Origin of the sequence: Cupriavidus pinatubonensis (assembly GCF_019602855.1) — a bacterium.
Taxonomy (GTDB): domain Bacteria; phylum Pseudomonadota; class Gammaproteobacteria; order Burkholderiales; family Burkholderiaceae; genus Cupriavidus; species Cupriavidus pinatubonensis.
Genome location: NZ_CP080766.1, coordinates 278,872 through 290,827 on the forward strand (window position 1 = coordinate 278,872; position 11,956 = coordinate 290,827).

The 11,956-nt window shown below is 66.1% G+C and carries 10 protein-coding genes and 1 tRNA gene; all 11 read right to left on the minus strand.

Annotation, left to right across the window (positions count from 1 at the left end; all coding sequences use genetic code 11):
* Positions 1-91: 91 nt before the first annotated feature.
* Positions 92-178 (minus strand) — tRNA-Leu (locus K2O51_RS01380).
* A 95-nt stretch (positions 179-273) separates the two neighbouring features.
* On the minus strand, positions 274-1,572 hold the full coding sequence (locus K2O51_RS01385) for an amidohydrolase family protein (protein ID WP_011300116.1): 1,299 nt from the start codon (positions 1,570-1,572) through the stop codon (positions 274-276).
* Between the two features lie 27 nt (positions 1,573-1,599).
* Positions 1,600-2,565, minus strand: coding sequence for an ABC transporter permease (locus K2O51_RS01390; protein WP_041680433.1), 966 nt, complete (start codon positions 2,563-2,565; stop codon positions 1,600-1,602).
* Complete coding sequence (locus K2O51_RS01395; protein WP_140950154.1) at positions 2,562-3,653, minus strand: ABC transporter permease; 1,092 nt, start codon at positions 3,651-3,653, stop codon at positions 2,562-2,564. The genes K2O51_RS01390 and K2O51_RS01395 overlap by 4 nt, the downstream gene beginning before the upstream one ends.
* A complete protein-coding gene (locus K2O51_RS01400) occupies positions 3,643-5,235 on the minus strand; it encodes an ABC transporter ATP-binding protein (RefSeq protein ID WP_220630388.1) in 1,593 nt (530 codons plus the stop codon). Before K2O51_RS01400 ends, K2O51_RS01395 begins: the two co-directional genes overlap by 11 nt.
* A 47-nt stretch (positions 5,236-5,282) precedes the next feature.
* The gene (locus K2O51_RS01405; RefSeq protein ID WP_011300112.1) at positions 5,283-6,290 is read right to left on the minus strand and encodes a BMP family protein; all 1,008 of its coding nucleotides are present in this window, start codon (positions 6,288-6,290) and stop codon (positions 5,283-5,285) included.
* Positions 6,291-6,314: 24 nt separating this feature from the next.
* Complete coding sequence (locus K2O51_RS01410) at positions 6,315-7,031, minus strand: TetR/AcrR family transcriptional regulator (protein WP_140950152.1); 717 nt, start codon at positions 7,029-7,031, stop codon at positions 6,315-6,317.
* Positions 7,031-7,714, minus strand: a complete 684-nt coding sequence (gene upp, locus K2O51_RS01415) for a uracil phosphoribosyltransferase (protein ID WP_011300110.1) — start codon at positions 7,712-7,714, stop codon at positions 7,031-7,033. Before upp ends, K2O51_RS01410 begins: the two co-directional genes overlap by 1 nt.
* A 94-nt stretch (positions 7,715-7,808) precedes the next feature.
* Positions 7,809-9,113, minus strand: a complete 1,305-nt coding sequence (locus tag K2O51_RS01420) for a URC4/urg3 family protein (RefSeq protein ID WP_011300109.1) — start codon at positions 9,111-9,113, stop codon at positions 7,809-7,811.
* Positions 9,110-10,348: a GTP cyclohydrolase II gene (locus tag K2O51_RS01425; RefSeq protein ID WP_011300108.1), complete on the minus strand. Its 1,239-nt coding sequence runs from the start codon at positions 10,346-10,348 to the stop codon at positions 9,110-9,112. The genes K2O51_RS01420 and K2O51_RS01425 overlap by 4 nt, the downstream gene beginning before the upstream one ends.
* 276 nt (positions 10,349-10,624) lie before the next feature.
* The gene (locus K2O51_RS01430; RefSeq protein WP_011300107.1) at positions 10,625-11,716 is read right to left on the minus strand and encodes an acyltransferase family protein; all 1,092 of its coding nucleotides are present in this window, start codon (positions 11,714-11,716) and stop codon (positions 10,625-10,627) included.
* Positions 11,717-11,956 lie beyond the last annotated feature (240 nt).

Below are 11,956 nucleotides of genomic sequence, written 5' to 3' on the forward strand. Positions count from 1 at the left end.
GCCGTCCGTGGCGGACGGCACCGCTGACGGACTCACAAACCGGACGCACAAACGGAAAAAGGCCCGCATTGCTGCGGGCCTTTTCTGAATTTGGTGCCCAGAAGAGGACTCGAACCTCCACAGTGTTGCCACCGCTAGGACCTGAACCTAGTGCGTCTACCAATTCCGCCATCTGGGCTTCGTTTCGCTGCATTTCTGCTGCGATGCGAAGAACAAGATTATGCTGGGCGACCAATGTATTGTCAACACCCTTTCAACGAAAAATTGCACGGTTCAGTCGCCGCGCTGCGTACCGTCTCGCGAAACCATGAAATCCACCTGCGTCGGACGGCCCGGCAATTGCAGCGTTGCCGTAGCGGCCGGCGTGCTGGCGATGGTTTTGCCAGCACGCAATACCTTCAGGCGCGTGGCGCGCAAGCGGATCGCCTCGACCGGATCGCGGGCCTGCAGCAGGATCAGGTCCGCCCGGCAGCCCGGCGAGATGCCATAGCCTTCGAGCCCGAGGATCTGCGCAGGCGTGGTGGTCACGGCGGCGAAGCAGTTGCGCATCGCATCCTGCCCCGTCATCTGCCCGACGTGCAGGCCCATGTGCGCCACTTCCAGCATGTCGCCGCTGCCCAAGCTGTACCACGGGTCCATCACGCAGTCATGCCCGAATGCCACTGGCACGCCGGCCGCCAGCAACTCGGGGACACGTGTCATGCCGCGCCGCTTCGGGTAGGTGTCATGGCGGCCCTGCAAGGTGATGTTGATCAGCGGGTTGGCGATCGCGGCCACGCGGGCTTCGCGCATCAGCGGCAGCAGCTTGGACACGTAGTAGTTATCCATCGAATGCATCGACGTCAGATGCGAGCCAGCGACACGTCCGTACAGGCCCAGCCGTACCGTTTCGCTGGCGAGCGTTTCGATATGGCGCGACATCGGGTCGTCGCTCTCGTCGCAATGCATGTCGACGCGCAATCCGCGTTCCGCAGCCAGTTCGCAGAGCAGGCGCACCGACGCCGCGCCATCCGCCATGGTCCGTTCGAAATGAGGGATGCCGCCAACCACCTCCACGCCCATGTCGAGCGCGCGGCGAAGGTTCTCCAGCGCGCCCGGCGCGCGCAGCACGCCGTCCTGCGGAAACGCCACGAGTTGCAGGTCGAGGTAGGGACGCACGCGCTCGCGCACGTGCAGCAGTGCTTCCACAGCAAGCAAGCGGGGATCGCAGACATCGACATGGGAACGGATCGCCAGCAATCCTCTCGCCACGGCCCAGTCGCAGTAGGCAAGCGCGCGTTCGACCAGCGCCTCCTGCGTCAGCAGCGGCTTCAGTTCGCCCCACAGCGCGATGCCTTCGAGCAGCGTGCCCGACTGGTTTACGCGGGGCAGCCCGTATGACAGCGTCGAATCCATATGGAAGTGCGCGTCGACGAATGGCGGCGTCACCAGTTGCCCGGCGGCATCGATCTCGTTCGCAGCCTGCGCGGCAAGCGCTGGCTCCACGGCGACGATGCGGCCGTTTTCGATGCCGATATCGATGCCAGTGCGGCCGTCCGGCAGCGTACAGTGGCGCAAAATCAGTTCCAGCATGGTCGCTCCACAATCTGATGATTCAGGTCAGCGCTCGCCCCGGCGGTACGGTTTCATCAGCGCCTGCGGGTACGTGGCCCGGCGCGCCACCAGAATCAGCGCAAGGATCGATAGCACGTACGGCAGCATCAGGTAAAGCTGGTAAGGCAGCGGCGGCAACCCGGGCAGGCTGGCACCGCCCTGCTGCAGGCGCAGCTGCAGCGCGTCGAATGCCGCAAACAGCACCGCGCCCAGCAGTGCCCGCCCCGGCCGCCACGATGCAAACACCACCAGCGCCACGCAGATCCAGCCGCGCCCGTTGATCATGTTAAAGAAGAACGCATTGAACGCCGACAGCGTCAGGAACGCACCGCCCACCGCCATCAACGCCGAACCGACCATGACCGCACCGATGCGCACCGCGCCAACGCGAATGCCCTGGCCCTCTGCCGCCGCCGGGTTCTCGCCCACCATGCGCACCGCGAGCCCCAGCGGCGTGCGGTACAGCAGCCACGCAATCACCGGCGCCAGCAGCAAGGCCAGCAGCGTCAGCGATGTCTGCGCGCCGAGCACCGGCCCGAGTATCGGCCCCAGGACCGGCACACCATCCAGCCAGCGCATCGGCGCGAACGGCGTGATGGTAGGCGGCGACGACACGGAGGCAAAGCCGATCCGGTAGGCATAGTACGACAAGCTCGTCGCCAGCATCGTGACGCCCAGCCCTGCCACGTGTTGCGACAACGCGAGCGTTACGGTCAGCCAGCCGTGCAGCAGTCCGAACACCAGTCCAACGCCCGCGGCCACGGCAACGCCGCCCCACAGCGGTGCGCCATGGTAGACGGCCAGCCAGCCGGAGAACGCACCCGCCACCATGATGCCTTCGATGCCAAGGTTCAGCACGCCAGCCCGTTCGCACAGCAGCACGCCAAGCGTCCCGAAGATCAGCGGCGTGGCTACGCGCAGCACGGCGACCCAGAACGGCGCGGCGGCGATGATATCGAGCAGTTCCATCAGGCTACCCCGCGCACCCGGTCCAGCCGGATACGGTAGCGCGTCAGCATGGTGGCGACCAGCATGGTCAGCAGCGCCACCGCGACGATCACGTCCGCAATGGCGTTGGGCACGCCGACCGCGCGGCTCATGCCATCGGCACCGACCAGCACACCGGCTACGAAGACCGATGCCGCTACGACGCCAAGCGGATTCAACCCGGCCAGCATGGCGATGACGACGCCCGCATAGCCGTAGCCCGGCGACATGTCGAGCGTGAGGTAGCTCGTCCGCCCCGCCACTTCCACCACGCCGGCAAGCCCCGCGAGCGCACCTGACAGCAACGCGGCCAACAGCGTCACGCGGCCCACTGGCATGCCAGCAAACGCAGCGGCGCGCGCATTGGCACCGACTGCGCGCATCTGCAGGCCGAACACGGTGTAGCGGTTCATCGCCCATACGGCCACCGCCAGCGCACACGCTGCCAGCAGGCCGCTGTGCACGCGCGAACGCTCCATGAGCCGGGACAGCTCCATTTCAGGCTGCAAGGCCACGGACTGCGGCCATCCCATCGCCAATGGGTCCTTCATCGGTCCGTCGAGCATCCACGACACCAGCAGCAGCACGATGAAATTCAGCAGCAGCGTGGTCACGACCTCATCGACACCAAGCCGCAACTTGAGCCATGCAGGCCCCAGCAGCAGCAGCGCCCCCGCGAGCATGCCGGCCGCCACCATCAGCACGAATAGCAAGCCGGCCGGCAACTGCGCGGCCCATGGCGCGGCGCCGCCGTCGACTTGGCCACCCACGGCAACAGCGGCAAGCGCTCCGAGATAGAGCTGCCCCTCGGCACCGATATTGAACAGCCGCGCGCGGAACGCCACCGCCACCGCCAGTCCGGTCAGCATCAGCGGCGTGGCGCGCGTCAGCGTTTCCGACCACGCAAAGCGCGAGCCGAAACCGCCCTGGAGCAGAGACAGGTAAGCCCGCCCGACCGGCGCACCGGCCCACGTGACCAGCAGCGCGCAGATCAGCAAGGTGGCTGCCACGGCCCCTACCGGTGCGGCCACCAGCGCCACGCGCGAAACCGTTGGCCGGGCCTCAAGCCGCATCGCACACCTCCGTGCCGCCAGGTGCGGCTGCGCCCGCTGTCGCCGCATCCGACCCTGCCATCGCAAGACCAAGTGTCGCCAGCGTCCATGCCTGGGCGGGACGCGCCTCGGTCAGGCGCCCGCGATGCATCACCGCGATGCGATCGGCAAGCGTCATCAGCTCGTCCAGGTCTTCAGAGATCAACAGCACCGCGGCGCCAGCCTCTGCAGCGTCCAGCAACTGCCGGTGGACATAGGCGACCGCGCCGATATCGAGTCCCCACGTCGGCTGGCTCGCCACGACGACGCGCGGCACGCGGCCATCGCCAGCCACCGACAGCGCCCGCCCGAGGATCAGCTTCTGCATATTGCCCCCGGACAGCGTGCGTGTCGGTGCGTCGATGCCGCCACCACGCACGTCGAAGCGCGACACCAGTTCGCGTGCGAATCGCCGCGAAGCGCCGCGGCGAATCACACCAGCGCGCGTGAAGCCGGGCTGCCCCAGTTGTTCCGCGATGGCGTTCTCCCACACTGCGAGTTCGCCAACCGCGCCCTGTGCGTGGCGATCTTCGGGAACGCGTGCCACGCCGGCCGCAATCCAGCGCTGCGGATCGGCGGGCATGGCGTGGCCTGCGATTGTCACCGTGCCCGACGCCGGCGCAAGCATGCCGCTCATCACCTCTGCCAGCGTAACCTGACCGTTGCCCGCCACCCCGGCGATACCGACGATTTCACCGCTGCGCAGCGTCAACGATACGTCATGCAGCGCGACGTGCCCCGCCAAAGCCGGCACGCTGACTTGTACCAGTTCGGCAAGCAACTCCGCCGCATCGCGCGCATCGGACCGTGTACGGGCAGGCATCTGCACCGCGCGGCCGACCATCAGCTCGGCCAGTTCGGCGCGCGATGTGGCACTTGCATTCCGCGTCGCCACGAGCCGTCCGCCGCGCAGCACAGCCACGCGGTGCGAGACGCGCAGCACCTCGTCGAGCTTATGGCTGATGAAGATGACCGACATGCCGTCCGCAATCAGCTGGGCCAGCGTGGCAAACAGGCTGTCAGCCTCCTGCGGCGTCAGCACGGCGGTCGGCTCATCGAGAATCAGCACACGCGCGCCGCGATAGAGCGCCTTGATGATTTCCACGCGCTGGCGCTCGCCCACCGACAGCGCGCCCACGCGCGCATTTGGCTGTACGGCAAGCCCGAAACGGCGCGACAGTTCCTCCACTCCCGCACGCGCGGCGCGCCGGCCTTGCCGCCAGCGCCACAGCGGCTCCGTGCCGATCAGGATATTGTCGAGCACCGACAGGTTGTCGGCGAGCGTGAAGTGCTGGTGCACCATGCCGATGCCGGCCGCAAGCGCGGCGCGCGGATTGCCCGGCGGCAAGGCCACGCCGTCGATCTCGACACTGCCCGCATCGGCCACATAGTGGCCGAACAGGATATTCACCAGCGTGCTCTTGCCGGCGCCGTTCTCGCCGAGCAGCGCGAGCACCTCGCCGCGCGCAAGTTCGAGCGTGATGTCGTCGTTGGCAAGCAAGGCGCCAAAGCGCTTGCGGATGCCGGCCATGCGGAGCACCGGCGGCGATGTGGGCAGGGACATGGAAAGGAAAGGAAGAAGGCGATCCGCATGGAATCGCCGCAGCACGCTTACGGTGTGGACTTCGGCTCCGTCTCGACCACTTTCACGGTGTCCTTGCCATCGAGGATGGCCTTTTCCTTCGCGCGCACCTTGACCATCAGGTCGGCAGGCACCTTGCCCTCAAACGTCCCGAGCGGCGCGAGTTCGGCGCCCTTGTACTTCATCAGCGAATACTGGCCGTAGTCCTCGTTCTTGAACTGTCCCGCCTTGACCTTGGACAGCGCCGCGCCGATGGTGGGCTCCATGTTCCACAGCGCCGACGCCACCACCGTGGCCGGATACTGCGGCTGCGTGTTGATGACATTGCCGATCGCGAGCTTCCCGCGCTCCTTCGCGGCATCGGACACGCCGAAGCGCTCCGCGTACAGTACGTCGGCGCCCTTGTCGATCATCGCGAACGCTGCTTCCTTCGCCTTGGGCGGATCGAACCAGGAGCCGATGAAGCTGACCGTGAACTTCACCTTCGGGTTGACCGAGCGGGCGCCTTCCATAAACGCATGCATCAGTCGGTTGACTTCCGGAATCGCGTAGCCGCCCACCATGCCGATATGGTTGGTCTTGGTCATGCCGCCGGCGATCATGCCGGTGAGGTATGACGGCTCCTGGATGTAGTTGTCGAACACCGAAAAGTTGGGTGCCTGCGGCTTGCCCGAAGACCCCATCAGGAACGCCGTCTTCGGATAGTCCTTGGCCACCTTGCGCGCGGCCGATTCCACCGCGAACGATTCGCCGACGATCAGCGCCGCGCCCTGCTCCGCATACTGGCGCAGCACACGTTCATAGTCGGCATTGGAGACGCTTTCGGAGAACACATAATCCACTTCGCCGCGGCCCTTGGCCTCGTTGAGCGCCTTGTGGATGCGCGACACCCACTGCTGCTCGACCGGCACGGTGTAGACCGCTGCCACCTTCAGCTTCGCCTGCGCGTGGGCCATCGGCATCGCGCCGATGGCGGCCACGGCGGCGCCTGCGGCGGCCAGCTTCAGCCAGGTCCTGCGATTGCGTCCAGCATTCATAGTTCTCCCTCCCTGGTTTGAGTACTACTGTGATGAGTACTGCGGTGTTGTTATGTCCTGCGCCAACTGTGCGCTCACGGGCAGCAGTCCGCAGCCTCGCAGCAGCAGCGCCACCAGGTGTTCGGTGGCCAGCTCGAAATCGCGCCGGCCCAGTCGGCTCACACCGAGCACGGCGCAGATCTGCGATTCGAAATCGGCGTAGGTCTGGGTCGCCGCCCAGATCGTGAAGAACAGGTGTTGCGGATCCACGCTCGCCATCTGGCCCGTGGCGATCCAGTGGCGGATCACATCCGACTTGTGCTCGACCAGTTCGCGCAGCGCATGGCGCAGGACTTCGCCGATCTCCGGTGCGCCGTGCAGGAGTTCGTTGGCGAATACGCGCGAGGCATCAGGATGGCTCGCCGACAGGCGCATCTTGGCCCGGATGTACTGTTCGAGCGCGACCTCCGGAGGCAGCTCGGCGCGGATTGCCTCGGTCTCTGACAGCCAGAGCTGCAGCGTATGCGCGAGCACCGCACGGTACAGCGCCTGCTTCGTTCTGAAGTAGTAGTGGAGGTTGGATTTGGGCACCCCGGCGCGCACCGCGATCTCGGCCATGGTGGCACCTGCGAAGCCGGCGCGTGCAAAGACGTGCTCGGCCGCGCGCAGGATCATGGCCTCGTTCTCCTGCCGGATGCGCCCGACGCTGGCGTCGCGCGCCAGCGGCAGGCGGCGCGCCGCGGCAACCGCGGGGCCGTCCATCACCGTGTGCCGTAGAGGCGGTCCCCGGCATCGCCGAGCCCGGGCACGATGTAGCCGTGCTCGTTCAGCTCCTCGTCGATGGCCGCCGTGACGATCGCAACGTCCGGATGCGCGGCCTGCAGCGCCTTCAGGCCCGGGCGCGACGCAATCAGGCAGACGTATTTCAGCATGCTCACACCGCTTTCCTTGAGGCGGTTGAGCGCGGCAATGGCGGAGTTGCCGGTGGCCAGCATGGGGTCCACCACGATCACGATCCGTTCCTGGATGTCCTCGGGCATCTTGAAGTAGTACTCGACCGGTTCCAGCGTTTCCGGATCCCGGTACAGGCCGATATGGCCCACGCGCGCGGCCGGCAAAAGCTCCAGCATCCCGTCGAGGAAGCCGTTGCCCGCCCGCAGGATCGACACCAGGCAGAGCTTCTTGCCCGCCAGCACCGGCGATTGCGTCGGCGCGATCGGCGTCTTGATGGCAATGGTTTCCATCGGCAAATCGCGCGTCGCTTCGTAAGTCAGCAGTTGGCTGATCTCGCGCACGAGCCGGCGAAAATTGTCGGTCGTGGTCTCTTCGCTGCGCGCCAGCGTGACCTTGTGCTGGACCAGCGGGTGATCGACCACCAGCACGGAGGCGGCCGGTGCGTTGGCGGCTTCGGCCGGAGCCACGGGGACGGCAGACATGTCGTTCATGGTGACGCTCCTATGCAATCGGACTGGCGAGGGAATCAGGGATTGCACCGCCGGATGGATCCGGCGGGCAAGCGTTGCTGCGCGGCTGTGGCGCTCAAAACACCGTGCCGTCGCTGTTGATCGCGAACGGTGGCGGGCCGCCGGGCCTGCGCTTGGCGGCAATACGCCGCCCCGCCGCCCAGGTGCCGCCTTCCAGCACACGCGCCAGCGGGAAGTCCGCTTCCGACAGGCCAAGCGCCTGGCGCACGCCGTCCGCCACGAGATCCAGGCCAGTCACGGTCAAGGCACGCCATTCGACAATGACGGGCTCCTGCACCTCGTGCGCGACCTCGGCGAATGCCGGGTCGCGCGGCACCATCAACTCGAAGTCGAACAGCAGGCCGCCGTTGCGATATTCGGGCAGCCCCGTCAACGCCTCCAGGCCGGTGACCACAAGTCCGGCGTCTTCGAGCGGCTCCAGCAGCGAATAGGTCAGCCACTGGGTCAGCTTGTGGAACGGCACCAGACCGCCCGGCGCGGCAGCGTGGCGCCAGGTATCGCCGAGCGACACGCCGTCGAGCACGATCCGTCCCGGCCACACCGGCCCGAGCGCCACCAGCAGCGTCTTCAGGATGAAGCTCGCTTCGATGCGCTCGTTGACTGCGTTCGCCTTCAGGTAATCGAACAGGTTGCCGAGCCGCGCCGGCGTGCCAAACACTGCCGGCGTGGCCTGCATGACTTCACCGAGGCGGCGCAGCAACCCCGCGCGCCCTTCCAGGCCTACCAGCGGATTGTGCTGCGCGACCTGGAACGCAGTGGCGATGCTGGACGCATCGATGCGCATCAGCCGTTCGGCATCGGCACGCAGCGGATCGCCGGGCTCGGCGGAGAAGCCGCCGCGCGCGAACAGATCGAAGCTCGCCACGCCCAGCCCTTCCGAACGCGTCAGGATCAGGTCACTGGCCGGATCGCGGTAGCGCCAGTCAGGACCAGCCCCCGCGTCGAGCAGCACGCTGGGGATGACCAGGTCGATGCCGATCCGTGCGCGGTCCTCGCGATGCTCGGGACCGCTCAGCGCCGCGCGCTCGCACAGGATGTGCCAGCGATCCAGCCGCTCGCCGGAGCCACCGCTTTCAAAATGGCGCCAGCGGCTGTGGTATGGCACCCGCAGGTCCGGATAACGCTGCCGAATGGTGCTGGCCACGTAGTCGGCAATCGCATGCACGCGATCGGGATGCCAGGTGAACAGTTCGGACTGGCCGGCGGCCACGTGCTCCGTGACCGCAGCACAGTGCGTGCGTACCGCTTCGGCGCACAGCAGCGCCGCAGCCGGATGCCCCGCCGGTACCGGACTGTACCAGCCACTGCCGAGACCGTCGGCCGGCCCTTCGGGCCGGTCCGCTTCGGGATACGTGTTCATTCGTTCAACCCCCTGCCCTTTGCCAGGGCGAGTTCGTTGGCGTCAGGCGGCGTGTAGTGCGTGAAATAACCGGCCGCCACCTTGGCGTCGATTTCCACGCGTGCATCCGCCGGGATCAATTCTTCCGGTATGGCAACCTGCTCGACGACCTCGATGCCCTGTGCCACCAGCGCACCGTGTTTCATATTGCTCATCGACGCCCAGCGGTCGATGCGGCGGATGCCCAGCCAGTGGAAGACATCCGGCATCAACTCCTGGAAGCGCATGTCCTGCACGCCGGCGACGCATTCGGTACGAGCGAAGTAGGTTTCGGCGCGGTCCCCGCCGACCTGGCGCTTGCGGGCGTTATAGACCAGAAACTTCGTCACTTCACCGAGCGCGCGCCCTTCCTTCCGGTTATAGACCACCAGGCCTACGCCGCCTTGCTGGGCCATCTCGATGCACACCTCAATGCCGTGTGCAAGGTAGGGCCGGCAGGTGCAGATATCCGAGCCGAACACGTCCGAACCGTTGCATTCGTCATGCACGCGGCATGCCACGTGGGTCTCGGGCTTGCCGAGCTTGGCGATATCGCCGAAGAAGTACAGCGTCATGCCGCCGATCGGCGGAAGGAAAACCTTGAGGTCCGGACGGGTCACCAGTTCCGGGAACATGCCGCTGGTCTGCTCGAACAAGCTGCGGCGCAGCACCGTTTCCTTGATCTCGAAACGGCGCGCCAGCCCCGGCAGGTACCAGACCGGGTCCACGGCGGCCTTGGTCACCCGCACGTCGCCGTTGGCATGGAGGATATCGCCGTCGGGCTTGAGCCGTCCTGCCGCAATCGCCGACGCCAGTTCCGGCATGTTGATGTGCGCGCGCGTCACCGCGATGGTCGGACGGATGTCCACGCCTGCCGCGATGCGATCGGCAAAGGCGCTCGACACCAGGTGGCCCCACGGATCGAGCGAGACGATCTTGTCCGGGTCGCCCCATTGCGCGTGCGGGCCGATTGCTTCGGCGGGCGCGGTATCGGTGAGGTCGGGGCGATGGTCGCGCTGGAGGCGGCCCGACGCCACGGCCAGTGCCCGGTAGATAGCGTATGCACCGGAATGCGTGCCGATCACATTGCGTCGCGCCGGGTCGGTCAGGCTCGCGATCACCGGTCCGCGCTCCGCCGCAGTCGGCGCCCCCCAATTGATAGGCTCGGCCGGCTTGTCGCGGCGTGCGTGCGAGGTCAGGACGATATGATCGGACATGACACCTCTCGATTCCTTGATGGAATCCTGACCAAATGGTCAGGTTTACGATTCCATACTAGGCAATCTCCGTGCCATCACCCAAAGGCCGTTTCAACCCGTCCGTGGGTCGTCGCACGCTGGCAACGCCGGGCTTGTGCACAGGTGGTGTGCGGATGGCGCCGACACTCATGGTGCTCGCGCACCACGAAAAAGCGGCACGCGCCGTAGTCCGCACGTGCCGCTTTTGCTGCACTGACCATCCGCGCCATGCGACACGGACGAGACATCGGGCTGTTACGTCGTCGATTCTCCGGCCGTCCTGCGACGGCCGCCCGCCAGCATCCCGCGCAGCGCCGCGAACGGGCTGGTGCTTTCTACGTAACGGTGGAACAAGGATCCGGCAACATTGCTCGCCACCCAGGCCAGCAACATACCGAGCGCGTTGATCACCGGACGCCCCGGGGCGAGGTGCGAAACCACTGCGTTCACCACCAGGCAGATCGGGAAGTGAACCAGGAACACGGAATACGAGATGCGGCCAAAGAACCCCACGACCGCCGCACGCGGCCAGCCCTCTAGCCACCCTTCGCGCCTCGCCACAGCGAGCAGCACGGCAGTCGCCAGCGCCACGGCGATGCGCAGGCGGAAATCGATGATAAGCGCAGCCAGCCCCATCGCGCCAAGCAGCAGCAGCGGAATCGCCGAGCGCTCCGGATTGGATGCCCAGTACGCAAGCGTGCCCATGCCATAGGCGCCGAAGAAGTACACCGCCCAGATGTCCCACGACGCATCGCGGTTGAACCAGAACAGCGAGGCGATCGCCAGCGCGGACACCAGCACGATACCCGCGCGCGCACCCTGCCCCGACACGCTGCGCGCGAGCCACAGTGCCGTCACCAACAGTGCGAACAGCTGCAAGTCGATCGCGACGTACCAGACGCCCGCCGACAACGCATCGACGTCGAGCACGTTATGCAGCAGCAGCACATGGGCAAGGAACTGCATCAGGTGCGGTGGCGCCGGAATCGACTCGTGGACCATCCACGTACGCGCGATGGCAGCCCCGGCGATGCTGATGAGAATCGCCGCGGCATAGGGTGTAACCAGCTTCTGATAGCGGCGCCAGACAGCGACCAATGGATGCTGGCGAATCGTCAGGCGCCCTTGGGGCGCGAGGCTGCGCGCTGCCAGAAAGCCGCTGACGACCAGGAACACCTGCACCGCGATGCGGGCGTATTGCGACAGCCAGTCCAGCATGTCGGGCGCCAGCGAATAGGCGGCGTCGGACATCGGGCCGTAGAACGCAAGGTGATGAAGCACGATCAGCTGTGAACTGACGGCTTTCAGGGCGTCAATGCACGCTAGGCGCGAAGGACGGGGGCTCATTGTTATAAGAACGTTGCAAATAAGCGGGACGGGCCGGATTTTACCGCCTTCGCCGACACAATATGCGGCTTATTTGTCACAAAATGAGTAATGGTTACACAAATCAGCAGGATGTGCGGCTTGCGTGAGGATGCCCCCCAGCGCGCATCACTTGCTCATGTCTTCTCGACGAAGCATTTGCTTATGAAAAAGTTGTCGTTCCGCATTCAGGCGTGCGGGTATACCCTTGCGACTTTGCTG